Source organism: Spirochaetota bacterium (assembly GCA_026415295.1).
GTDB lineage: Bacteria > Spirochaetota > JAAYUW01 > JAAYUW01 > JAOAHJ01 > JAOAHJ01.
Window position 1 is genome coordinate 82,442 of sequence record JAOAHJ010000008.1, and the last position, 25,340, is coordinate 107,781.

Here is a 25,340-nt window from a genome sequence, read left to right on the forward strand (position 1 = left end):
ATTTTTTATTAAAATCTAATATATTAATATTAAATATTACTATTAAATTATAACTATATTTTATTTATATTTATATTATTATTTACAATTAAAATTTTTTATTATAAATATTTAATTTATTTGAAAAAAAATTTTATCTTAAAAAATACATTAATCCCAATTTATCAAACATTGTAGCTATCTGCAATGAAGCTTGGTAAACTGTTTCAAAAGATTTTAATTTTGATATAGCCTCTGTAATGTCTGTACTTTCAATTTCTGATAGTGATTCTGTTAAGTCTACTTTTTGAAATTCAAGAAATTTTTCAGTTAACTGAATTCTTTCATTTTTGGCACCATTAATAGCTAAATATCTTGTAAGATTCTCAATTGACATATCAATAAATTGTAAAGTCCTTGTAGAGATAGCTTCTGAATCATTTCTTGCAAGGCTATCTCTAAACTGTATTAATTGATCAAATAGAGAACCACCATATTTTTTAGCAGAGTTTGAAATATTGAAAGGCGGTTTATTTAATGGGTCTATGATATTCATCTTTTCTAAAAGATTTCCTTCGATGTCTTCAAGAAAAGGTTTGTGTGGATAAACTGTTTTAATATAAAGTTCCCCAGTATCTAAGTCAATATTAGCTACTACACCAGCATTAGCTTTATTTATTCTTGAAATTATATCTTCTATTGTATCACCTTTAAATATTTTAATTTCAGTATTATTTATTTTTATTTTATAATCTGAATCGGCAACAAAATTAAAAAAATCACCTTTTGGTATTATAGTTGAGTTTTCTGAATAGAAAAGTTTATTCCCAGTTATATTATATTCAAGAACATCTGATGGACCAATATCTATTTTCATTATACCATCATCTCCAGCATAGTATATATCTTTAATTTTTTCTCCATCGATATTAGCAACAAAGGGTTCTCTTAATGTTTTAAATCCTGAAAATAAATATTTATCGTTAAATTTTTCATTTGAAAGACTATAGATCTGTTTTAAAAGTTCATCGACTTCTAAAGCCATTTTTTGTCTATCTTCTGCCGAATAAACACCGTTTGCAGCTTGAACAGCTATTTCTCTTATTCTTTGTAAAACTTCATTAATATTTCTTATAACTCCATCAGTATAGTCAAAAATTCCTTTAATATCTCTGATATTTTTTAAATATTGATCCATATGGGAAAAAGTTTTTTGATATTTAAGCACATTTCTTGTTATATCAGGATTATCTGAAGCAAAACTTACTAATTTCCCCGATGTTGTCTGTTTTTGTAAATTAAAAAGATTATTTTCGGTGTTTGTTAATGTGCTTCTAAAATAAGCAGATTGAAGGCTGTTAGAAACTCTTGTATACATTATAGACCTCCATGTCAATATTATCTAACGATTCCAATTAATGTTTCGTAAATGTCATTTAAAGTAGTTATAAATTTTGCTGTTGCTTGATACATCTTCTGAAATTTCATCATATTAGAAAACTCTTCATCCATATTTACACCAGAATAAGATAATTTTAAGTTTTCAAAATTACTTAATAATAATTTATGATTATCCATATTTTGTTTTGCAATAAATCCAAAAGAAGCATAATCATTAATCATGTTTTGATAAAAGTCAGCTATTGAATATGAGTTTTGAACAAAGAAATTTTCTTTATTTAAAAGACTTATTTTTAAAGCAATAGACCCATCTCCTTCTTTTAAATCTTTGTCAATTGAAGCAGCTGCAATGTTGTTTAAATCACTTTTAATATCTTTCGATAATTCAATCCAACTAGCAATATTTTTTTCTGGAGAAATAAGATAGATTTGTCCATCAAAAAAATTCTCATATGCATTTAAATTATTTTTGTCAAAAATTGCATTTTGTTTTAAAATACCTGAAAATGATGAAAGAAATAAACCAGAATCTTCAAGGTGTTCTATAGAAAATATTCCATTTGAAGAAGCATTTCCCTTTATTTCAAGATACCCAAAAGAGTTTAATTGTATATTAACCCCAATGTTTGCAAGATTTACTCTTTTAATTAAATCCTCAACAGTATCATTTTCATAATAATTTATTTGTTTACCATTTATATTCAAAGTCCCAGAGATCATTAATTTATCAGTCAAATTAAGTTTTTTTGTTCCTATAAGTTTATAGATAACATTTCTATCGGAAAAGCCATCAGAATTTGAATCATATTCACCATTTACATAAAGAGAAAGAGGAAGTTCTTTAAAAAATGAAACTCCATTTTTGCCTGAGAGAGTTTTTCCTTGTTGATGAATATTGTTTACTCCTTCTAAAATAGAAAGTGCTAATTGGTTTATTTTTGTAAGTTGTTCTTCAACAATATTGTCCCTCATTGTGATTAAAGCTGCAATTTTTGCATTATTTATAAACAATCTTTCACCGAATAAACCTGCATAAACAAAACCTTTATTATTATTGTCATAAATTTTTTCAAGTTCATTATATTCTTTTCCTTGTATTATAATTTTACCATCGAGATAAACATAAAAATCTTCTGAATCTTTGGTTGATATTGGAATTATATTTGAAAGCTCAATAATAAGTTTATCCCTTTGGTCTTTAAGGTCATTTGCTCTCTGTCCTGTTGCTTCGATTTTTTTTATTTTATCATTTAATAGTGCAATCTGCTTTATTAGTTGATTTGCTTTATCAATTGTTAAATCAAGATCTTTATTTAAATCTTCCTGAATAGATTTAATTTTATCAAATTTGTCATGAAATAGATCAATCATATATTGAGCTTTTTCAACTAGTAGAGCTCTTTTTGAAACACTTTCAGGATCTTTTGATAATTCATTAAAAGCATTGAAAAATTGATTTATTGCTTCATATAAAGATTTCCCATATGGTTCATTGTAAATTGAATCAAGTCTTTGTATATATGAAACAATTGTTGAAAAGTTAGAAAGAAATGAATTTTCATTCATTATTTTATTTTCTAGAAAAAAGTCTTTTACTCTTTCAATTGCTTGTAAAAAACTTCCTTGTCCTACTTGTCCTGCTACTGTCGGCATAGAAATTTGAGGTAGATATAATGGTTCAAAAGTTGAAATAGTTACAACTTGTCTTGAATAGTCAGGATTATTTGCATTTGCAATATTATTTTGTGTTATGTATAGAGATGATTGAGCTGTTTGCATCGATCTTTTACCTATTTCGATACCCATAAATGTGGAAAACATATTTTTCTCCCTTATATATTTTTATAAAACCTGACAAATTCTTTTTTATCAATATTTCCTTTATTGTTATAAATAGTTGTTGTATTAAATGATTCATTTAATGTTTTATAAATAGAGTTTATAAATGAGATGCCACTATTTAATAGAATCATTATTTTGTTGTTTATTATTTTTGAATTTTTTAAAACAATACTAAATTTTGTTCTTAAAATTTCAAATTGATCAAGTTTTTCTGGGAAATGATTTTTAATCAAAAGATAAATATCATTATTATAATTATTTTTTATATTAAGACTATGAATTAACTCATTAAAGACTTCTCCCTTTTCTTTTTCTAGATTTATAATAGTATTTATAAGTTTTTTTGAATTTTCATTTAAAGTATTAAATGTTGAAATATCATTTATAAAAAGTAAGAAGCCTTTATCAATTTCATTGAAAAATATTTCTGTATACACATCATATTGCTTAGTTATTATATTTATTAAATCATCTATGCTTCTTTTCATATTAGCCTCTATTTAATTCCTTATCTATAATTTCGACTGATTACAAAATTATTTAGTTTTATTGAAAATTAAATAAAAAATTATAATATTAAATATGTAAAAATATATAAAGATATAAAATTAATATAAAAAATAAAACAATAAATTTATGATAAAAAAAAATAATTTAAAAATAAAATTTTTTTCGAAAATATTAAAAATATTTTCTATACTATTTTTAATATTTTTTCTTTCTTATTCACTAGAAGATCTACTAAAAGATATCCAGATAATTTCTGATCCAAGAATGAATATTGCACAAAAAGAAGCAGCTATAATGAGAATAAACCTTTTTTTAAACTCAAGAGAAAAAGATGATTTATATAAAGATATTTATGTTCTTTATATTGATTTTGGATATGAAAAAATAAAAAATTTGTTTTTAGAAATTAAGAAATTTTTTCCATTACCCTTATATAATGATATAATAGCTTATATTGAGAAGTTGTATAAAGAGCAAGTTAAAGATGATAAAATTAGTTCATCTGGAAACCAGGATTCGCAAGAAAATAAAAATCAGCAACAAAGCAATATTCAACCAAAAAATGAAAAGAATGAAGAAAATAAAAAAGAGGATAAAAAAGAAGAAAATAAAAAAAATGAGTCTTCAACTCCAATTAAAACAGATAAGATTGAAACAAAGGATATACCTCCTAAAGTTACGATAGAGGATATATTAAAAAAATATGGAGTGATAAATTCAAATATTCAATCAAAAGAAATAAATACAAATAAAGACCAAACACAAAAGATTATAAATGAAAAAATTGAAAAAAAATATAGTTTTGAAGAACTAGAATTGATTTTTAGACAAGGAATTACCAGTTATTCGCAAAAAGAATATGATATAGCACTTGAAAAATTCTTAATTACACTAAAAAATGAATATAATAGTTTATCAAGTTCATATTATATAGCATTGATTTATGAAATAAAAATTGAATATGATAAAGCCATTGATTTTTTTATTCTTTCAATAAATATAATTCAAAAAAGTGGAAAGATAGATTTCAGGTTTTTAAGTTTTCTACATAAGAAAATAGGAATTTTATATTCATTAAAGAAAGATTTTTTTTTGTCAAAAAAGTATTTAATTAAAGCTCTTGAATATAATATGAATGATGGAGATATTTATTATTGGCTTGGTTTTTTATATTATTCTGAAGGTGATTATCAAAGTGCATTGGAATATTGGAAAAGAGGGAGTAATCTTAATAATCAAAAATGTTATGATGCCTATAAATGGCTAACTGAGAAAATGAAAAATAAATAATTATTAAATTTTGACAAAATAATTAATTTTAATAATATTAATTTGATGAATAATATTAATATACATGCTTATTTATATCTTCCAAATAATATAAAAATTGATATAACTGGGATATCTGATTATATAAATCCACTCGAGATACCAATATTTTTAAATTTTAACTTTTATCAATTATCAATAATAAATTTCTTATCTATAGATAAAATAAAAAAAGTAAATGTTTTTCTAGAAGAAGATTATAGAAAGTATAATGAATTTACCAAAAATTTTAAACTTTTAGAAAAAATTAATTATGAATTTTATTACGATTTACAGGAAGGCAATAATTTTATTGAAATTTTAAAAAATAATATTTGTAGAATTGAAGCAGGTGATAAAAGAAATACTTATATTCTTATTTCTCCAATCTTAATAAATACTTGGTTGTATTTAGAAGAATTTAATTTTAATAAAATAATTTATAAAAAAATAATATTAGATGATAATTATCCAGTGTATCTTATAGAACTTGAGTATTTTAAAAATGTATTAAATAAGCTTGATAATAGGTGTAAAAATTTTAATTATATTATTTCATTATTTAAAAATTTAAAAACAGAAGAATTTAATATAAAATTTTATAGTTTGAATTTTTCAAATTTAAAAATGTATATTCTTAATCATTTTAAATTAATTGAAAAATCGGGGGAGAATTATAGAAATTTTTTCTATTATCTTATGAATTTTTTTGAAAGTACACCGATGTCTTATGTTAAGGAAAAAGGTTTTGTAAGAAATAGTTTGATAGGAATAAATTGTGAAATTAATGGGGAGATTGAAGACTCAATAATATTTAAAGATGTTGTTGTTCATAATGGTACCAAAATAATTAATTCTATAATATTACCTGGAAATATTATAGGTAAAGATGTTTATATAAAAAATTCTATTATTGGATTAAAAAATAATGATAATGATACAATTAATATTGGTAGCAAAGTTACAATAGGCTCAACAATAACTAAAGAAAAAGAATTTGAGAATTCAAAATATAAAGATATTTTACCAGAAGGTTTTGCATTAGTAGGTAATTTTATTAATCTTCCGCCTGGGTTTAATGTTGGAAAAAATTGTGTAATAAAGGGCAAGGTTGATTATCTTCAATTAAAAAAGTTAGGTAGACTTGTGGAAGGAGGAACAATTGAATTCTGATCTGGTACATCTTAAAAAACCTTCCTTAAAGAGAGATGATTTTTTATCAGTATTAGATGCATTAATTGAAAAGAAGATTTATCCTGGTGAATTATATAATAAGATAGTTTCTTATATTAATGAAAAATTTGGATTAAAATATTTTTCTCTTTTGCCTTCTAGATGGGTTGCTATAAAACTATTTTTACAATATGAAAATATAAAAAGAAATTATAAAAAGATATTTATTTCTAATAACTCTAATCCTTTTTATTACCAAATATTTAAAGAAGAAGGAATTGAAATAATTCCTTTAGATCTTAATGAGTATTCATTAATCCCTAATATTGAAACTTTACTTAATGAAAATAAAGATAAATCATTATTAATATTAAGTTATCCTTATGGTTATCCTGTGGATTTTTCTCCCTTTGAATCTTTAGGTATAAATATTTTAGCTGATTTATCTGGTTCATTTGGTGTTAAATATAAGAATAAGTTGTTAGGAAAAAATTTTGATTATGTTTTATATTCCTTTAATGATGAAGATATTATTACTTGTGGAGATGGTTGTCTTTTTTTAATTAATGAAGAAAAAAAATTTATTGAATATTTTAAATTAATTAATGAATTTAATTTAAAATTATCAGATTATAATTGTGCTTTATTACTTTCCCAAATGGAGAAAATAGATAAGATTATAAAATCAAGAATGAAATTATTTGAATTTTATAAAAGCAAGATTAAGAATAGTGAAAAAATAGAAGTTCAATTTGATAATTTATATGACGAAGAGAATTATCCAAACTATAACCAATTTATAATACATTATAAAACTGGTTATGAAAACATTAACTTTTTGGCAAAAAATTTTAATATTGAAATTGAGCCTTTAATTAAAAAACCTATATCTTTTGTTTTGAATAATTCAAAGAATTGTCCAAATTCTTTAAAATTTTCATCTGAATATTTTAAAATTCCATTTTATCCTTTAATTGATGAAAAAGCTCTTGAAAGAGTTTCATTATTTTTGAATAAAATTAGTGAATAATGGAATATTGATAAATAAAATTAATAATTTATAGTTTAGTAATTGAAATAATTCTTATAACGCTATATATTAGAAATTATTATAAAACAATAATAAAGAAATGATAATTAAAAACTTTAAAAATCAAAATATACTAAAAATTAAGAGGAAATAATTATGGCTTATGTTATAGAAAGAAGAAATGATATAATTTATATAGCAATAGAAGATAGGGTTTCTATTTCCGAGTCTGAAATGCTAGAGAGAGAAATAAAAGATAAAATTAGTGAAAATGAAAAATATTTTATTATAAATCTTTCGAAAGCTACTTATTTATCTTCAGGTTTTATAAGACTCCTATATTCTACTTATAAATATTTAAATGAAAGGAAAGGTGTACTAATCCTTTCAAGTTTATCTGAAGATATAAATAGGTTATTTTCAATTATGGAACTTAATAGTGTTTTCATTATTAAAAATAGTGATGAAGAATGTTTAAATTACTTAAATGAAATTTTGAATAAATAAAGTTTTATATAGAAAAAAATAATTATTTGATCAAAAAAAAAGTTATTATTAAAAAAATTTAATAAAAATATTTAATTTAATTTTCAAAATGATAATAGAGTAAATATTATGGGCACAGATAAGTTTTTTACTATTTTTTATTTTAATAATCAAGTAGCAAAGATGGAACTTGAAATTTTACTAAAAGATCTTCTTAATAAGAATAAAAAAGCTGCATTAGTAAAGGTTAATAGAAGCAATGATGGTTTTTTCATTGAAGAAATAAAAGTAAACGGTTTGAATAGAATTATTACGAATGATTTTGAAAATAATATTGATAAAATTCTAAAAAATACAGACTTCGTTTTTTCAATAGGTGGGGATGGTACTTTATTATTTGTTTCTTCTATTATATATAAATACTCTTTACCTCTTGCTGGAATATATATGGGGACTCTTGGATTTCTTACTTGGTTTGATAAAGAAGATATTCCTCAACTTGTGAATAATTTAGTCAAAGGGAACTATAAAGTGGAAGAAAGAATCATGCTTGATGTTTCAAGAGTTTATACTGATCCTGGAGACGAAGAAGAAATCATTAATGAATTTGTTTGTATGAATGAAGTTTCTCTATCAAAATATCATCTTGCAACACCGCTTGATGTATATATATATGTAGATAATGAATTTCTTTCTAAATTTAAAGGAGATGGAATAATAGTTTCTACTCCAAATGGTTCAACAGGCTACTCTTTGTCAGCTGGAGGTCCAATTATATGTCCAGGTTTGAGCTCAATTATAATAACTCCAATAGCTCCACATTCATTTACAATGAAACCTATTATAATTAGAGATTATCATGAAATTCAAATATATTTTAAAAGAGTGGATAAAGCTTATCTTACGTGTGATGGCCAAAGAGGAACTATAGTTTATTCTGGGGATAAAATAAAAGTTTCTAAATCAAAATACACTATTAATTTAATTAAAAAAGAAGGTTTATCGTTTTTTAAGATAATTACTTCAAAATTAAATTGGGGTGGAATATGATTGGTTCTCTTATAATAAAAAATTATGCTTTAATTGAAAATTTAAATATAAATTTTAAAAAAGGATTCAATGTTATTACTGGTGAAACTGGTGCAGGAAAATCAATTATAATAGATGCTCTTTCTTTATTATTTGGTGAAAATTTAGATGTTACTTTTATAAAGGATCTTAGTAGAATGGTCTACATTGAAGCTGAATTTTTTATTAATAATTTGGAGCTATTAAATATATTAAAAGAAAATGGCATAGAAGAATCGGATGAAAAAAAATATATAATAAAGAGAATTTATGAACCTCAAACAAGAAAAAATATTTATAAAATAAATGATATAAGTGTTACAAAGGAGCTTCTTAAAGAGGTTACAAATAATTTAGTTGATTTAATAGGCCAACATGAACATCAAAATTTACTAAATGTTAAGAACCATATATTCTTACTTGATTCATTTGCAAAAATTGAAAATGAAGTATCAGAATTTAAATTATTATTTAATAATTATAAAATAAAGAATGAAAAGTATAATAATCTTCTAAATAAAAAAGAAGAACAAAAAAGGAGAAGGGATTACCTTGAGTTTGCAATAAATGAAATAGAGAATTCTAAACTTTCTCTTGAAGATGAAAATATTTATCAAAAAAGAAAGGAAATTTCAAATATTGAAAAAATTGCAAATATATTATCTGAACTTCATGATCTTATTTCAGGTGAAGATGCTTTTCTATCTAAGTTTGGTAAAATAAGAAAAAATATAAATAGTTATTCTAACCTTAGTGAAGAATTAAAATTAATAAATGATCTTTATGAAGAGTCTTATATAAGACTTGAAGAGTTAAGTGAGAGTTGTATTGCTTATCTTGAAAAAATTGATTATTCTGAAAATTATGTAAAAAAACTTGATGAAAGAATTGATATCATTGAAAAATTAAAAATTAAATATGGCAAGACGATTGAAGAAGTTTTGAAATTTAAAGAAAATTCTATAAAAGAGTTAGAAGAGATAACAAATATAGATGAGGAAATAGAAATATTGAAAAAAGATATTGATACAATTAAAAATGAGTTAATAAATTTAGCTAAGTCTATATCTGCTAAAAGAAGGGTATGGGCTAAAAATCTTGAAGTTTCTATTGAAAATTATCTTGAAAAAATTGGTATGTCAAAAACTAAATTTTCTGTATATATTTATTATCAAGAAGATCAAGAAGGATTAGTAGAGATTGATAAAAAAAGATATAAAATACATGAAAATGGTCTTGATTATGTTGAGTTTTGTATTTCTACAAATATAGGAGAACAACTTAAACCTTTAAGAAAAATAGCATCTGGAGGCGAACTTTCGAGAATAATGCTTGCTATTAAACTCTCTCTCTCTAATGTAGATAAAATTTCAACTTTCATTTTTGATGAAATAGATGTAGGTATAGGAGGTGAAACAGCAAATTTAATTGGTAAGCAAATTAAGGAGCTTTCTGAAAAGAAACAGATAATATGTATAACTCATTTGCCTCAAATTGCAAGATTCGCCGATAATCACTTTTTTGTAGAAAAAAAAGTTGAAGATAATAAAACAAATATTTATGTATATGAGCTTGAAGGAGAGTCTAAAATCAATGAAATCGCAAGAATGTTGTCAGGAACTGGTTCACCCAAAGAAGCTTATGAACATGCAAAATCTCTTATTATAGAAGCTCAAAAAAATAGATAATTAAAAAAAATAGTATGGAGAAAAAATGAATAAAATTTTTAATAAAAAAAAATTATTTTTTAATTTATTATTTTTAATTTCTATTTTATGTTTTTTTAGTTTATTAAAATTTTATATTAATGGTGCTGAAGATGCAAAAAATTTATTTTTTAATCTTATTAAATCAATGGAAAAAATGCTACCGAATAAATTTACTTCTAAATTGATTACCAATATTTTTGATCAAGATATAAACACAATGCCAGATTCATTTTTTATAAATAAAAAAAATGTATATTTTACTATTAATTATGAAAAAGGGAAGGATATAAGAATAGATGCTGTTAATATAAAAGATGAATATAAATCATTTTTTATCTCAAAATTATCTAATGAATATTTTTTTATTTTTCTTAAAGATAGTAAATATATAATTGATAGTTTTAGTGAATATAATATTGATTTGATTAATGAAAAAGATAATAAATGTTTTTATATTTATCAAGAATATAATGATTTTAAATATAATATTTATTTTGATAAAAATAATATATTTTCGGAGCTCCTATTAAAAATATCAGACAAAGATTTTCTAAAAGCTAATTTTTATTACAAATTAAGAGATAAATTATTAATCCCAGAAAAAATTGATATATATTTGTTTGAAACAAAAGAAAAGATTTTTTTTAAATTTGAAAATTTAAAATATTAGAAAAGTAATTTTAAATTAATCATAAATAAATAAAGAAAAAAAGATTAAAGGATATTTTTATTTTATAAAAAGCAAATTTAATTAATATAAAATAATTTATTTTTTATTTATTCGATAATAGAATAGGGGATATGTAGATTTTGATTTAGTTAAAAAATTTTATTTATTGAAGGGGAATATTTATGCCAGTTTCAGAGGATAAAAAAAAGCTATTTATTGCAAAATCAAAGGAATTTAAGGAGATAATAAATAAAATAGAAGCAGATATTTCAAATTTCTTGAGCCAAAAAGATCAAGCTTCAGAAGAAGAAAAACCCTATTTTGAATTTAAAATAATTGATCTTTATATGAATCAAATTACCCAATACATAGGCATAAATGATCTTGCTCAAAGTATAATGGGTATAAAACATGAAGATTCTCTTGATGAAGCAAGAAAGTTAATATACAAAATATTTGTAGCAATTGAAAAATTGGTCACACCTGTAATTGATGTTTCACTTGCAGATGTTGATAAAGAACAGCAAAAATTTGTTCACTTCACTGATGCTGAAAGATTTAACCTTGTACAAAGATTATTTTTTCTTATAGAAAAACTTGAAGAAGGATATGGACAAAATTCTAAATGGAAGCTTTCTTTTGTTGAGATGAAAGGAAGGGCTGCGATTTGTGCAAGAAATTTGTTAGATTATAGAGCATTAAAATCAAAAAGTGATCCAAGAATTGAAGGTTATCTTGAAAGAAAAAAGTTAAGAGATCTTGTAGAAAATTCCCTTATCGATGCTGCTTCAGAATATAGAAAGAAATATGAAATAGCAGGACAATCTATGGAGGATATGAAAAAAGCTATAGATTTATTAAGGGCCGTAGGAAGGTTATATATATTAGAAAATAATACTAAAGCACTTGAAAAAGTAAAAAAAACAATTAATTTATGGAAAGATAAGCTTGAAAGTGACATAAAGAAAAAAAGTGGAAAATAAAAATATTTTTGAAGAAAGTTTAAAGAAAGAAGATTACTTTATTTTTAAAAAAAAAATATTTATTATTAATAAAGAGATAAAATTCAATTTTTTTACAATTTATCTGGAAAATTATTTAATTGATAATAATCAAACGTTATCGCAAATTGAGAGCTATAAAACATCTTTAGAAAATAAAAAAAATTTTGACAAAGAAAAAATTATTTTTATCGATCTAGAAACTAATGGTCTTTATGGTAGTGGGAATTTAGCTTTTTTATATGGATTAGGATTTTTTTCTAATAATAATTTTAATATTTATCAAATTATTATAAAAGAATACTCTTCGGAAAAAAAATTACTTGATTATTTAACTGAATTTCTTGAGAAATTTGATATAATAATAACATACAATGGTGATAGATTTGATCTTGAAATATTAAAAACTAGAGCAATTCTTAATAGAAACAATAAATTAATTAATGTAATAGATAATAAATATAAAATCGATCTATATAGATTATTAAAAATAATTATAAATAAAAAATTATATAAAATTTATGGAAATTTTTCTTTATCGTTAAAAAATATTGAAAAAAATTTGCTTAAAATAGAGAGATTAAATGATATAGATGCATCAATTATTCCCGAATATTTTAAAATATTTATGAATACAGGTGACATATCTTATATTAATAAGATATCTTTCCATAACTTTATTGATATTTATTCTATGAAAAAATTATTGTTTTTTATTGAAGAAAATTTTTTTAATGAGAAATATTTTGATTTATTTAATTTAGTAAATTATTTTATTAGAAAGAAAAATTTTGAAAAATCAATAAAAATATTAGAATTAATATATAAAAATAAATACTTTGATAAAATAAAATATTATTACTATTTAATCAAAATATATAAGAAAAAAAGACTATACAATGAAATAGATTCTTTATTTAGTTCAATACCATATAATTTAATTATAAATTATTTTCCCCTTCTCGATGAATTTATAAAATATTATGAGTGGATCAAAAAAGATTATTACAAAATTATTTCTTTATATAATAAAAGTATTCATTTACTTAATTTAAATTTTGAACCTGAAAAAATTGACTTAATAAAAAAGAAGATTAAAAGAATAAATAATAAAATAGAAACTAATAATACAAAAAATAAAGAAGATAAAAAATATTTTTAGTTTATTATGAAAAAAATAGAAATAGCAGTAGAAAATTTTGATTTCCTTTTTGGATTTGAGACTAAAAAATGTAAAAAATTTATAAAAAAATTAATATTTAATATTTTATTTTGTAATAATTTAGAAAATATTAAAATAGAAATTTTAAAAAATAAGGAAAAGTTGGGATTTGATTTATATAATTTTTTAAAATTTTTAATCTATTTTAAAGAAAAAGATATAAGCTCTGCAATAAATTTAGTAGATCAATATTTTACTTCAGAATATAATGAAGATTATTATTTTTCAATGATAATTTATCTTTATTTTTTAGGTATTAGACTTTATGATGAAATTATTTTTAGAGATGAGATAAAAAATACAATATTTCTTTCAATAAAATATTACTTTGAAGGTCTTTATAAAGAGTCATATGAAAAATTGCTTATTTTAAAAAATAAGGAAAAGTATGCTACTCTTGTGGAAGTTTTAATTTTTTTAAATATGATAAAATTAAAATTTTTTAATGAAGCAGAAAAAAAGATAAAGATTTTATATAAATCAAATAGAAAGAATCCATATTTTATATTTTTAATTTCTGAGCTATTTGTTAAAATAGGTGAGTATTATAAAGCATATAAAATTTATAAAAGCAATATTTATTTAATAATAAATAATGAAAAATTAAGAAAGAATTTCCTTTTTATTTCAAGAAAAATAAATAAAATGGATAAATATACTTATTTATTTTTAAATTATAATAATATAATAAAATTTACAGAGGAAGAAATATTTGAAATGGGTTTATTTTTTCATGAAAAAGGAGATTTGAAATTAGCTTGTGATTGCTATAAAAAAGTAAATCCTAAAAAGTTTCCTGTAAATAAAATGTTTGCAATAGTTGGATTACAAACAAATAATTTTAAATTGTTTTCTGAAAGTATAGAAAATGAGAAGAATATAAGAGGGGAAGATTTTGAACTGGTAAAAATGAATAAACTGCTATCCTATTCAGATATATGGAGTTAAATATGAATATTAATTATAAGAATGAAAATATTAAAGATATTTTTATTTATGAAATTAAAAATAAAAATGATGATATAAATGAAAATATAAAAAAACTAGCATCATTGGTTCTAAATATAGAAGAAAAAAAGGAAGCTATTGATTTGATATTATATTTAATTGTGATTGCAATTAATAATAAAAAATATAAGAAACTTAAATTTTTATATGGTTTATTGAATAAATTTGAAATAGAATTTTTTGTTGAATTTATTGATGATTTAAAAAATATTTTTAAATCTATTTTTGATAAAAGACTTTATTCAGAAATATTTTTAAAAGTTTTATCTAAGTATAGTCCGTTATGGTTATACAATTTTTTACAACAGAGAAAAGGTTTATGTGATAATCTATGTCTAAGTTATTTAGAATATTTAGAAAATGAAATAAAAAATTTTGAAAGTACTAAAAAGGAATTAGATGAAATTATATATTCAAATATAAAAAAAATTAATTTAAATTACATAGATTATGATTATTTCTCTTTTATTTAATAAAATAAAATTTGTTTACAAAGTTAATTTACTTCAATTTTTATAAATTATTAGTTTTAAAAATATAATTTTGAAAAGATAAATATTTTAATATTTTTTTTATATATTTAATTTTTTTTTCATAAATTCTGGAATAGCAAGTGCAGCGTAATGAATATCTTCATTGTAATACATTAAATTAAAATCTTTTATTTTTTCCTTTATTAGAATTTTATCAACTTCAAGTGGATTATATCTTTTAGAAGCCATTAATACAGTAAAATAACCAGTAGGGTACATAGGTTCAGGGAAGAAAACAAAATTAATATATTTATATATTGTTTTTAAAGTTTTGTAAACTCTCTTTTGCATATCATCATAAGAGGGATGATATGGAGGTTCACTCTGATATATGGAGATGCCATCTTCTGTTAAAGCATCATAGACAGATTGATAAAAGTCACCACTAAAAAGATCTTTTGCAATAGTCTCAGGATCTGTAGAGTCAATAATTATTAAATCATAACAATTTTTTTTATTTTTTAAAAAAGCAAATCCATCGTCTATAATTAAGTTTGCTCTTTTGTCAGAAAGAGATTTAGTTAGGTGGGGGAGGTACTTTTGAGATAATTTCACAACCATTTCATCTATTTCGACCATATCAACCTTTTCTACATTTTTATGTTTTAAAACATGAGTTAAAGTACCACAATCTCCCCCTCCTATAATTAAAACATTTCTTGGATTTTTATGAGTAAAAGCAGCAGGGTGAACAATCATTTCATGATAAAAAAATTCTTCTTTTTCTGTTAATTGAATAATATTATCCAGGGTAAAGAGAACTCCATAATCTTTAGTTTTATAAAAATCAATTTGTTGGTAAGGGGATTTAACTGATTCTAATATTTCATCAATTTCGTAAACCTTACCACAGTTATTACTAGGTGAAAGAAGTTCAAAATATAATTTTTTCATAAAAGCTCCAAACCAAAAAATTATATTTTTAATAATTTTATTAAGAAAAAGAAAACAATAATAAAATTTAGGGTTTATGTTTTAATGTAACACCAGCTGGAACTTCAAATTGTCCTCTTTTTAATTCTAACCTGGAAGAACTACTTGCTTCAAATTTTTCTTCTAAATATTTATATATTATCCAAGGATCAATTGTTTCTCCGCATGTAAAAATATCAACTGCAGCATATTTATATTCCGGCCATGTATGAATAGCAATATGTGACTCTGCAATAACAATAACACCAGAAACACCGTGTGGTGAGAATTTATGGAATGTTGAAGAAATTATTGTTGCTCTAGCTTTTCTTGCTCCTTCTAGCATTTCATTTTCTATATAAATTTCATCGTTTAATATTTCAGGGTTACAATCGTAAAATTCAACTAAAATGTGTCTACCTAAAGCTTGCATCTTTATCTCCTTATAATTATTTTTAATTTTAATTTAATATATATTTTTTTAATATTAATACTAATTTTAATAATTAATTTTTTTAAAACTTATTCATTTTCATTTATATTTTTTTATAATTAATAATTAAAACATATCTTTCAATTAATACCTTTAATTATATTTTAAAAATTATATAGAAGCATTAGAAACAAAAACAAGAAAAATAAATGATTTTACCGATTTGTTATTGTATATTTGATAATTTCTCTAATAGTGATATATTGAGAAGATATAAAAAGATATTGACAGCATAATGAATGATAAATAATGTCAATAACACTTTCAGTCAATTCATAAAACCTCTAATTTTATTAACAAATCAAGAAAATTAGATATTATAATTTTTTAAAATGTCAATAAAAATTTTTGATAATTTAAAAAAATTTTTTTTATATTAAAATTGGAATATATAGAAGTAATTAATTATGAGGTGAAAATATGAATAAACATAATAATATATTTTATTTAATAAAAAAATTATACATTTTACTTATATTTTTTATTTTATTAACAATATTATTTTTTTCTTATGATCTTCCAGATGAGAAACCTAAAGAATTATATAATGATTTAATTAAAGAATCTACTATATATGATATGGGCATGTACTATAATTTTTATGAGCAAAATGAGCTCGTAGGTACTATTGTTGTTTATTGCAAAGATAACTTTAGAGTTGAATATAAAACACATCCACAAGAAAATATTATAATGTTTGTTTTTTCTGGTAATGATAAAAATTATATTTCAAGAAAAAATATTTTTTCAGATGATAATATTTTAAAAGATTGTTATAATATAATTAATTTTTCTTTTACATATTTTACTAAAATTATTAATAGTATTACTTTTGAGGATCTCAATAGTAAGAAAGTTGGGATAAAGATAGAAAAAGATCAAGGGTTGTACAAAAATTATAATAATAAGAGAGAAGTTAATATTATTAAAGTTACTTTAACAACCAATGAATGGGAAATATATTTTGAGGATGTCGGTTTAGATTTTGTTTTTGATTATTTAAGGGCTGTTTCTAAAAGGAAATCAAACTTTTCATCATTTTATACTTATTACGAATTCAAAGGAGGAGGATATAACACTTTTACTTTTTATACTACAAAAATGATAGAAAGTATTCAGTTAAAAAATAGAGTTATACAAGATATATATGATAAGTAAAAAAAATTTACAAAAAAATTTATTATAAGAAAGAAAAATTTTTTGTAAAAGAGTATTCTATAAAAATCTTAGAAGTATATTGTAAAGTTTTTCAAGTCCTTTTTGGTAACCATCTAATATTGCAAGCATTATATTATCTCCATTACCTGTTGTATTTACGTATAAATAATTAAGTGTATCATCTTTTGGTATATAAATATATGAAGTTATATCAATAGATGCAATTTGTTTACCAGCATACTCTTTTATGCTTTTTGTTTCTCCTCTTATAACTATAACTCTTTCAATATCATTTTTAATAAAATCATTTTTATAAAATATTAAAAGGTTTTGAATATTATCACTTTTTTCAATAGATATATTTAATGATTTTGAAAACTTTATTCCGAGTTTAGTTAGATTTGCTAAGAAGTTACTAATATTTAAGCTTTGAATTTTATTATTTGAATTATCATAAAAATCAAATATAAAAAATGTTTTTAAGGTAATAGTTTTAGAAGAGATATTATAATTTTTAGATTCTTTAAGAGAAGCAAAATTGTTTCTTATAAGATTTGCTTTTTCTCTTAAAACTTGGTTTTCATTAATAATTTTAATATAATTATCAATTAGGTCGAATATATCTAAAAATGCAATAATTGAAGAGTTGCCAGCAAATGGAATCTTTGAATATGAAAAATATGCTTTACCAAAATTATTAGTAGTTGTTTTATATTCTTTAGTTATAATATCTCCAACATTATTTAAATCTTTATAGAAAAATGTTATGGGTATATTTCTTACAGGTTTTGTTTCTCCTTTATCTAAAAACAAAACTTCATAAGTAAAAGGTTCTGTCTGTTTTTCATTTAAAAAAAGCATTGATGATGGAATATAAAGATTTGATTTTAGTTTTTTTGATATCTCAATAATTCTATCTAGATTTCTTTCAGCAACAATAAGCTTATTTTCATAATCAGATAGAAAAGCATTTTGAGAAGCTTTTAATGATTCAAATATTGCTTCATAGTAAAGCCCTTCTTTCAAATAATTGTTAGCTTTTTGTTCTGGTATTAAGAAGTACTCAAGTTTTTCTTGATATATCTTTTCAAGTCTTTTCTGTTCTTTTATTACAGCATCTTTAGAAATCCTTGCAAGAATATATACTATTATTTTATTATCAGATGTTTTCTTTAAATATTTATCTACAATTTCGAATTTAGAAATAATACCTTTTCCTTCAACATTAACTACTGATTTTAAGTAGTTTGAAAATTCTTCCTTATTTTCTGATATTTTATAAATTTGATTATTTTCTAAATAAGTATTAACGGTAGCTCCTAATAATAAAAATAGTTTAGATTGAATATCATTTAAGGCTATCTTTTCACCTTCTGATTCTTCCAAAACTGGTCCCCCAGAGCCAACAAAATAATAATAATTATCATCTTTTGGAATTTGAGAGATCCATTGTGGTTCTTTTGATGAAGAAATTTTTGATATATTAGTATCTTTACTTGTACAACTATAGATTAAAAAGTTAAAAATTAAAATAGATAGAGTTATTATAATTATAAAAAATTTTGATCTCATGAATTTACTCATAATTATACCTCATGCATATATTAGTTTTTTTAATAAAATTATTAAAAGCTAATTATATAGCTAACTAATAATATTAAATATATAAAAAACTATAATTAATATATTATATAATTAATATATTATTAAATTAAATAGCTTTTATATAATAAAATATTTCATAGAATAATAATAAAATAAAATAAAATAAAATCAACTTAGATAAATTTTTTCTATTATTCCTCCACCGATCACAATATCATCATCATAAATAACTGCAGATTGACCGGGGGCAGAAGCTTCTACATCCTCAAGTATATTTATATATAAAAAAGAATTTAATGCATTATTAGAACATAGTTTTGAGGAATTAAAATCGATTTTACATTTGACCTCTTTAGTTCTATATCGTATTTTAATATTATAAAATTCTTTTAAATTGATTGGATTTAAAAAAAGGTTTAAATTAGTTATTTTTATTGATTTTACAAAAGGTTTTTCTCCAATTATAATATTTCCATCTTCTTTTATCTCCCTAATATAAGTTTTTTTCCCAATAGCAATATTCAATCCTTTTCTCTGACCAATTGTATAATATAATGTTCCTTTATGTTTAGAAATAATTTCCCCCTCTTGACTAATAAAATATCCATTTTTTATAATATTATTTTCAGAGTTTGATAAAAGAAAAGGGACATAGTCTTTACCTTTTATAAAACAAATATCATAAGATTCCTTTTTTGAATATGGATTAATAAGATTATTGAATGCAATTATATCTTTAATATCTTTTTTATAAAAATTTCCACAAGGGAAAATTATTTTTTCTATTTTATTTTTAGGAATTCTATATAAAAAGTAGGATTGGTCTTTTTGAGAATCTAGAGCTTTTGAAATAAAAGACTTATTTTTTATTCTTGCATAGTGTCCTGTAGCAAAATAATTAACTTTAAGGTTTTCTAAGCAATAATCCATTAATAAACCAAATTTTATTTTTTCGTTACAAATTATACAAGGATTTGGAGTTTTTAAATTATAAAAATCATTAATAAAAGGTTTGATCACATTTTCTTCAAATTCTTTAGTTAAATCAACAATTACATGATCAATATTAAGTTTTTTTGCAATTAATTTTGCATCTTCGATATCAGAGAAAGAACAACACTTTCCTATCTCATACTTTTCTTTTGATCCAAGCATTGTGACACCAATAACTTCATAACCTTCTTCTAAAAGCTTATAAGCAGCAAAGCTTGAATCTATACCACCTGACATTCCAACTGCAACTTTTGTTTTCATATTATTATAAATTATAATTTTCTTAATATTATATTTTATTGAATTATTTCAAATATTTAAAGTATTTCTCAAGATTAATTCTAGAGAATTGATATAATTGATAATTTTGAAATATAATTTTGTTTAGTTTAACATTATTATCATTGTTTGAGAGCAAATGGTTCCATGTATTAACAAATATTACAATTCTATCATTTATTTTGTAAAACTGACTTGCAGGTAATTTTTCTGAATAATGTTTTATATTTTTGGTAAAATAATTTTGGTTATTTGAAAAAGTATTAGGAAAATTTATTTCTACAGGAATCCATCTTTTTTGCTTTAACTCTTCTAAATATAAGTATCTAATATAAAATGATTCTATATCAACTATTCTTTTATATTTAAAACTTCTGAAAAAATCATATATTATATCAATTAAAAATGAAGGATGATCTTCATCTTTAAATACTAAAGAATATTCTATGATTTTATTTTTTTTATCAATGTTTATCTCAGAAAATGAGATAAAAAGTAAACTGTTTTTGCTATCTATCTCTGGATAAATAATTATAGGACAAAAGTATGGGTCAAAATTATTTATTTTATTATTTTGATTTAAAAAATTGGTTAATTTTTTGGTTTTTTCGTTTATTTTATAAAAATGATAAATATTAAAAAAAAATAATAATAATAATAAAATTGAAAGATAAAGTATGTTTTTATTAATTTTTTTCTTGATATTTAACATAATATATCTTTTTCTTAAATATAATATAAAAAATTATTTAATAAATTCAAAAATTAATTTAATAGTAATTTTGTTAATGTTTGCTTAAAAATTTTATTTTATTAAAATATCTGAGACTATAAATAGGAGTAAAAATTGAGCTATAAACAAATATTATGTTTAATTATCTATTTTTTTGTATATATTTTGATTTCATCAAAAAGATTTAAGTTTTTCAATTTAGGTAGAACTGGAGTTGCTCTTTTTGGTGTAGTATTAATGTTTATATTTAAGCTTTTTTCAGCAAATGAATTTATTTCTTTAATAGATTGGGACACTATAATTTTATTATTTAGCTTAATGATAATAATAGAATATCTTGATGAATCTGGGTTTTTTGATTTTTTGTCTTTTTATATTTTTAAAGACTATTATGATCCAAAAAAACTTATATTTTTAATTGTGTTTCTTGTTGGATTATCTTCAGCTTTTTTTATAAATGATATTACATGTTTGATTCTCACTCCGATGATATTAAGAGTTTTAATAAAAAAAGGTTTAAATCCATTACCTTATCTTATTGCAATTGCAACATCTTCAAATATAGGAGCAATTATTGCATATACTGGAGCTCCTCAAAATATGATAATAGGAAATTTATGCAGTCTCTCTTTTTCAAAATATTTTATTTTAATGTTTCCTTTAGGCCTTATTTTACTTTATTTTAATTATATTTTTATTTTTTTATTTTTTAGAAAAAAATTAATATTAAATAAAAATATAAACCATCAAATTTATGAGAATAAAATAAGCTTTTCTAAAATTAATAAAATTATAAATTTAGAAAATATAGAAAAAGAAAAAAGTAAAGATAATAATAAAATAAAAATTAAAAACAGTATTTTTATCAATAAAAAAATAAAAGAAAAGATAGATTTATTTATTCATGATTTGAAGAGAATAAGAAGGCCTCTCTTTAGAAGATCTGTTACAGTTGCTTTATTAACCTTTTTATCATTTTTTATATTTAAACCAATATCGTGGGTTGCATTGATTGGAGCTGTTATTTTAATTGTTATTTCTAAAAAAAATGAAACTGAATATTTAAAAAGAATAGATTGGAATTTATTAATTTTTTTTATATGTTTATTTGGACTCATTGGTGCATTAAATGAATCTGGATTAACAATTTATCTATTTGAGAAATTTATAAAAAATTTTGAGCTAAATTTAAAAAATTTCTTTATTTTTAATTTAGTTTCACTTATTTTTTCAAATATATTTTCAAATGTCCCTTATGTTTTAATTGTTAAAGAAATAATACAAAAGATACCTGATAATAATATTTGGTATCTTTTTCTTGCATTTACAAGTACTATAGCAGGCAATATGACTTTATTAGGTGCAGTGGCAAATATTATTGTAGCAGAAAAAGCTAAAAACGAAGTACAAATATCATTTAAAGAATTTTTTATGTATGGGTTTCCTTCAACTTTAATTCTGTTTATTTTAGGTTTTTTTATTATTTATTTATATTGGTTGGTAATTCCTTTTTTATAAAAATAAAATCATTGTCTTTAATATCGACATATACATTTGATTTTTCACTGATTTCTCCAGAAAGAATTTTCAAAGCTAGTTTGTTTTCAATATTGTTTTGAATATATCTTTTGAGAGGTCTTGCTCCTAAATCTTTTTCAAATCCTTCCTCTACAATTTTATTAATGCAATTTTCTGTAAATATTAAGTTAATATTTTTATCTCTAATTCTTTCTGAAAGTTTTTTGAGCTCTAACTTTACTATATTTTTTGATACTTCTTTATTAAGTTTATTAAAAATGATAATTTCATCTATTCTATTTAAAAATTCTGGTCTAAAAAAGCTTTGAAGGATTTTTTTAAGTTGGGACTCTATTTCACTTATTTCACCTTTATGATTAAGTATTATATCTGAACCTAAATTTGAAGTCATAATAATAATTGTATTTTTAAAATTTACTGTTCTTCCATGCGAATCAGTTAATCTACCATCATCAAGAATTTGAAGAAGTAAATGAAAAACATCGGGATGAGCTTTTTCAACTTCATCAAATAGTATAACAGAGTATGGAGCTCTTCTTATTTTTTCAGTTAAAGTGCCACCTTCATCATAACCAACATATCCTGGAGGAGCTCCAATTATTTTAGAAACAGAATGTTTTTCCATGTATTCTGACATATCTAATCTTATTAAAGCTTTTTCTGAATCAAATAAAAATTTTGCTAAAGTTTTTGCAGTTTGAGTTTTTCCAACACCTGTAGGTCCAAGAAATAAAAATGAACCTATAGGTCTATTTGGGTCTGAAAGTCCAGCTTTATTTCTTTGAATAGCATGAGATAAAGAGGAAATAGCATGATCCTGACCTACTACTTCTTCCTTTAAATGTGTCTCTATTTTTAAATATTTTTCTCTCTCAGATTCTAACAATTTAGATACAGGTATTCCAGTCCAAGAAGAGACTATAATAGCTATATCATCTTCTGTAACTTCTTTTTTTAACATACTTTCAGAACTTTTTAATGTATTTAAAATAGCATCTATCTTTTTTTGGGCCTCAGGTATTAAAACATATCTTATTTTAGCGACTTCATCAAAGTTTCCTTTTCTTTGTTCTATATCCGCTTTAGCTTTAAGAGAATCAATGTTTTCTCTAAGTTTATTAACCTCTTTTAGTCCATTTTTTTCTATTTCCCATTTATCTTTTATTAATTTTATCTCTCCCCTTAGTTTTTCTATTAATGATTCAACTTTCTGAAGTCTTTTTTGAGAACTTTCGTCTTTTTCATTTGATAAAGCTCTTTTTTCAATTTCAAGTTTTATTAGCTCTCTTTGAAGTTTATCAATAGATTCAGGAACAGATTCAAGTTGAACTCTTAATCTTGAAGAAGCTTCGTCAATTAAATCGATAGCCTTATCTGGTAAAAATCTATCTTGAATATATCTATCAGATAAAATTGCAGCAGCAATTATAGCTTTATCTGAAATTTTGATCCCGTGATGAAGTTCATACTTTTCTTTTATTCCTCTTAAAATTGCAATGGTATCTTCAACAGTAGGTTCAGAAACTATAATAGGTTGAAATCTTCTTTCTAATGCGGCATCTTTTTCTATGTATTTTCTATATTCATCTAAAGTTGTAGCACCAATGCAGTGAAGTTCACCTCTTGCTAATGCAGGTTTTAGCATATTTGCAGCATCTACAGCTCCTTCAGCCTTACCTGCACCAACTAAAAGATGAATTTCATCAATGAAAAGAATTATTTTACCCTCTTGTTTAGCAATAGTTTTTAATAAAGCTTTTATTCTTTCTTCAAATTCTCCTCTGTATTTTGTTCCAGCAAGAAGAGCTCCTATATCAAGAGAAAGTATTCTTTTATCCTTTAAAGATGAAGGTACATCATTGTTTACTATTCTTTGAGCTACTCCTTCAACAATTGCAGTTTTACCAACACCTGGTTCTCCTATTAAAACAGGATTATTTTTTGTTCTTCTTGATAATACTTGAATAATTCTTCTAATTTCTTCATCTCTCCCTATAACAGGATCTAGTTTGCTTTCTGAAGCTTTTTTTGTTAAGTCTATAGTAAAATTTTCAAGGACTTTAAAGTTTTTATCTCCATCCTGAGTTTGAATAGTTTCTCCTTCTCTTTCCTTCAAATAATAATCTTTTAGTTTATTGTAATTTATGCCATACTTTTTAAGGATGTTTCCAGATTCACAATCTGTTAATAGGAATGCATAAAGGATATGCTCTGTAGATAAAAATAGGTCACTGATTTTCTTGGATTCTTGATCAGCTATAGCAAATATTTTCTGGAGAGTTGGGGAAGGATATATATTTGTATTAGATCCTGAAACTTTGGGTAATCTGTTCAAATATAAGTTTACTTCATTTTTTAAATTCTCTACATTTATTCTATTTGTATTTAAAAAAGATGTAAAAAGGGAATCATTTATCTCAATTATACCATATAATAAATGCAAATCATTTAATTCTGGATTACCGTTTATTAAAGCAAGATCATACCCTTTTTGAAAAGATTCAATTAAAGATTGTGTCATTTTTTCAAAATTAATCATACTACCCCCTAACCTAATTTAATTTTAAAATAATTGTTTAATATAAAAAAATTTATTAAAGTATTATAATATAAACTATAGTATAAATAATATACATGCTTGATAAAAAATATGCAATTTACTAATAAATAAAATAAAAAACATTTAAT

22 protein-coding genes are annotated in these 25,340 nt (G+C 22.1%); 13 read left to right on the plus strand and 9 right to left on the minus strand.

From position 1 onward, the window contains the following. Positions 1-133: 133 nt before the first annotated feature. The 3 genes from flgL to N3A58_02545 are packed head-to-tail and all read right to left on the minus strand — an operon-like array spanning position 134 to position 3,710. Entirely contained in the window at positions 134-1,357 is a 1,224-nt protein-coding gene (gene flgL / locus N3A58_02535; GenBank protein MCX8058274.1) for a flagellar hook-associated protein FlgL, read from the minus strand. A 20-nt stretch (positions 1,358-1,377) separates the two neighbouring features. Then, positions 1,378-3,201 (minus strand): flagellar hook-associated protein FlgK, encoded by a 1,824-nt coding sequence (flgK, locus tag N3A58_02540; protein MCX8058275.1) that lies wholly within the window; start codon positions 3,199-3,201, stop codon positions 1,378-1,380. 11 nt (positions 3,202-3,212) lie between these two features. Next, positions 3,213-3,710 (minus strand): flagellar protein FlgN, encoded by a 498-nt coding sequence (locus tag N3A58_02545; protein MCX8058276.1) that lies wholly within the window; start codon positions 3,708-3,710, stop codon positions 3,213-3,215. A 148-nt stretch (positions 3,711-3,858) separates the two neighbouring features. On the opposite strand from N3A58_02545, the gene N3A58_02550 reads away from it, so the two are divergent. From N3A58_02550 to N3A58_02600, 11 genes are all read left to right on the plus strand, one after another. Then, positions 3,859-5,022, plus strand: a complete 1,164-nt coding sequence (locus N3A58_02550; protein ID MCX8058277.1) for a hypothetical protein — start codon at positions 3,859-3,861, stop codon at positions 5,020-5,022. Positions 5,023-5,067: 45 nt separating this feature from the next. Next, complete coding sequence (locus N3A58_02555) at positions 5,068-6,213, plus strand: hypothetical protein (GenBank protein ID MCX8058278.1); 1,146 nt, start codon at positions 5,068-5,070, stop codon at positions 6,211-6,213. Beyond that, positions 6,203-7,243, plus strand: coding sequence for a DegT/DnrJ/EryC1/StrS family aminotransferase (locus N3A58_02560; GenBank protein ID MCX8058279.1), 1,041 nt, complete (start codon positions 6,203-6,205; stop codon positions 7,241-7,243). Before N3A58_02555 ends, N3A58_02560 begins: the two co-directional genes overlap by 11 nt. Positions 7,244-7,399: 156 nt before the next feature. Continuing rightward, complete coding sequence (locus N3A58_02565; protein ID MCX8058280.1) at positions 7,400-7,750, plus strand: STAS domain-containing protein; 351 nt, start codon at positions 7,400-7,402, stop codon at positions 7,748-7,750. A 108-nt stretch (positions 7,751-7,858) separates the two neighbouring features. Then, entirely contained in the window at positions 7,859-8,779 is a 921-nt protein-coding gene (locus N3A58_02570; protein MCX8058281.1) for an NAD(+)/NADH kinase, read from the plus strand. Then, the gene (recN, locus tag N3A58_02575; protein ID MCX8058282.1) at positions 8,776-10,485 is read left to right on the plus strand and encodes a DNA repair protein RecN; all 1,710 of its coding nucleotides are present in this window, start codon (positions 8,776-8,778) and stop codon (positions 10,483-10,485) included. The genes N3A58_02570 and recN overlap by 4 nt, the downstream gene beginning before the upstream one ends. Before the next feature lie 25 nt (positions 10,486-10,510). Next, positions 10,511-11,176, plus strand: coding sequence for a hypothetical protein (locus N3A58_02580; GenBank protein MCX8058283.1), 666 nt, complete (start codon positions 10,511-10,513; stop codon positions 11,174-11,176). A gap of 182 nt (positions 11,177-11,358) precedes the next feature. After that, complete coding sequence (locus N3A58_02585; protein ID MCX8058284.1) at positions 11,359-12,159, plus strand: hypothetical protein; 801 nt, start codon at positions 11,359-11,361, stop codon at positions 12,157-12,159. Further along, positions 12,149-13,339 carry a ribonuclease H-like domain-containing protein gene (locus tag N3A58_02590; GenBank protein MCX8058285.1) on the plus strand — a complete coding sequence of 397 codons (1,191 nt, stop codon included), beginning with the start codon at positions 12,149-12,151 and terminating at the stop codon, positions 13,337-13,339. The genes N3A58_02585 and N3A58_02590 overlap by 11 nt, the downstream gene beginning before the upstream one ends. Before the next feature lie 6 nt (positions 13,340-13,345). Next, positions 13,346-14,347 (plus strand): hypothetical protein, encoded by a 1,002-nt coding sequence (locus tag N3A58_02595; GenBank protein ID MCX8058286.1) that lies wholly within the window; start codon positions 13,346-13,348, stop codon positions 14,345-14,347. A gap of 2 nt (positions 14,348-14,349) precedes the next feature. Then, positions 14,350-14,880, plus strand: coding sequence for a hypothetical protein (locus tag N3A58_02600; protein ID MCX8058287.1), 531 nt, complete (start codon positions 14,350-14,352; stop codon positions 14,878-14,880). Between the two features lie 99 nt (positions 14,881-14,979). Here the strand turns inward: N3A58_02600 and speE are convergent, their stop codons facing one another. Together speE and speD are read right to left on the minus strand one after the other, a co-directional pair. Beyond that, positions 14,980-15,834: a polyamine aminopropyltransferase gene (speE, locus tag N3A58_02605; protein MCX8058288.1), complete on the minus strand. Its 855-nt coding sequence runs from the start codon at positions 15,832-15,834 to the stop codon at positions 14,980-14,982. 67 nt (positions 15,835-15,901) lie between these two features. After that, the gene (speD, locus tag N3A58_02610; GenBank protein ID MCX8058289.1) at positions 15,902-16,285 is read right to left on the minus strand and encodes an adenosylmethionine decarboxylase; all 384 of its coding nucleotides are present in this window, start codon (positions 16,283-16,285) and stop codon (positions 15,902-15,904) included. A gap of 480 nt (positions 16,286-16,765) precedes the next feature. On the opposite strand from speD, the gene N3A58_02615 reads away from it, so the two are divergent. Beyond that, on the plus strand, positions 16,766-17,503 hold the full coding sequence (locus tag N3A58_02615) for a hypothetical protein (GenBank protein MCX8058290.1): 738 nt from the start codon (positions 16,766-16,768) through the stop codon (positions 17,501-17,503). Between the two features lie 57 nt (positions 17,504-17,560). On the opposite strand, the gene N3A58_02620 is transcribed toward N3A58_02615, so the two are convergent. The 3 genes from N3A58_02620 to N3A58_02630 form a co-directional block, all read right to left on the minus strand. Then, complete coding sequence (locus N3A58_02620; GenBank protein ID MCX8058291.1) at positions 17,561-19,087, minus strand: LPP20 family lipoprotein; 1,527 nt, start codon at positions 19,085-19,087, stop codon at positions 17,561-17,563. Between the two features lie 189 nt (positions 19,088-19,276). After that, positions 19,277-20,374, minus strand: coding sequence for a tRNA 2-thiouridine(34) synthase MnmA (gene mnmA / locus N3A58_02625; GenBank protein ID MCX8058292.1), 1,098 nt, complete (start codon positions 20,372-20,374; stop codon positions 19,277-19,279). Between the two features lie 31 nt (positions 20,375-20,405). After that, positions 20,406-21,092, minus strand: coding sequence for a hypothetical protein (locus N3A58_02630; GenBank protein MCX8058293.1), 687 nt, complete (start codon positions 21,090-21,092; stop codon positions 20,406-20,408). Positions 21,093-21,227: 135 nt separating this feature from the next. On the opposite strand from N3A58_02630, the gene N3A58_02635 reads away from it, so the two are divergent. Continuing rightward, a complete protein-coding gene (locus N3A58_02635) occupies positions 21,228-22,631 on the plus strand; it encodes an SLC13 family permease (GenBank protein MCX8058294.1) in 1,404 nt (467 codons plus the stop codon). Here N3A58_02635 and N3A58_02640 read toward each other — a convergent pair. Continuing rightward, the gene (locus N3A58_02640; protein ID MCX8058295.1) at positions 22,594-25,173 is read right to left on the minus strand and encodes an AAA family ATPase; all 2,580 of its coding nucleotides are present in this window, start codon (positions 25,171-25,173) and stop codon (positions 22,594-22,596) included. The genes N3A58_02635 and N3A58_02640 overlap by 38 nt on opposite strands. Positions 25,174-25,340: the final 167 nt, after the last annotated feature.

Coding starts and splice junctions, on each gene's coding strand:
- flgK (MCX8058275.1), bottom strand. CDS start 3,201: ATGTTTTCCACATTTATGGGTATCGAAATAGGTAAAAGATCGATGCAA.
- N3A58_02565 (MCX8058280.1), top strand. CDS start 7,400: ATGGCTTATGTTATAGAAAGAAGAAATGATATAATTTATATAGCAATA.
- flgL (MCX8058274.1), bottom strand. CDS start 1,357: ATGTATACAAGAGTTTCTAACAGCCTTCAATCTGCTTATTTTAGAAGC.
- speE (MCX8058288.1), bottom strand. CDS start 15,834: ATGAAAAAATTATATTTTGAACTTCTTTCACCTAGTAATAACTGTGGT.
- N3A58_02550 (MCX8058277.1), top strand. CDS start 3,859: ATGATAAAAAAAAATAATTTAAAAATAAAATTTTTTTCGAAAATATTA.
- N3A58_02600 (MCX8058287.1), top strand. CDS start 14,350: ATGAATATTAATTATAAGAATGAAAATATTAAAGATATTTTTATTTAT.
- N3A58_02585 (MCX8058284.1), top strand. CDS start 11,359: ATGCCAGTTTCAGAGGATAAAAAAAAGCTATTTATTGCAAAATCAAAG.
- N3A58_02620 (MCX8058291.1), bottom strand. CDS start 19,087: ATGAGTAAATTCATGAGATCAAAATTTTTTATAATTATAATAACTCTA.
- recN (MCX8058282.1), top strand. CDS start 8,776: ATGATTGGTTCTCTTATAATAAAAAATTATGCTTTAATTGAAAATTTA.
- N3A58_02640 (MCX8058295.1), bottom strand. CDS start 25,173: ATGACACAATCTTTAATTGAATCTTTTCAAAAAGGGTATGATCTTGCT.
- N3A58_02570 (MCX8058281.1), top strand. CDS start 7,859: ATGGGCACAGATAAGTTTTTTACTATTTTTTATTTTAATAATCAAGTA.
- speD (MCX8058289.1), bottom strand. CDS start 16,285: ATGCAAGCTTTAGGTAGACACATTTTAGTTGAATTTTACGATTGTAAC.
- N3A58_02630 (MCX8058293.1), bottom strand. CDS start 21,092: ATGTTAAATATCAAGAAAAAAATTAATAAAAACATACTTTATCTTTCA.
- N3A58_02555 (MCX8058278.1), top strand. CDS start 5,068: ATGAATAATATTAATATACATGCTTATTTATATCTTCCAAATAATATA.
- N3A58_02580 (MCX8058283.1), top strand. CDS start 10,511: ATGAATAAAATTTTTAATAAAAAAAAATTATTTTTTAATTTATTATTT.
- N3A58_02545 (MCX8058276.1), bottom strand. CDS start 3,710: ATGAAAAGAAGCATAGATGATTTAATAAATATAATAACTAAGCAATAT.
- N3A58_02595 (MCX8058286.1), top strand. CDS start 13,346: ATGAAAAAAATAGAAATAGCAGTAGAAAATTTTGATTTCCTTTTTGGA.
- N3A58_02615 (MCX8058290.1), top strand. CDS start 16,766: ATGAATAAACATAATAATATATTTTATTTAATAAAAAAATTATACATT.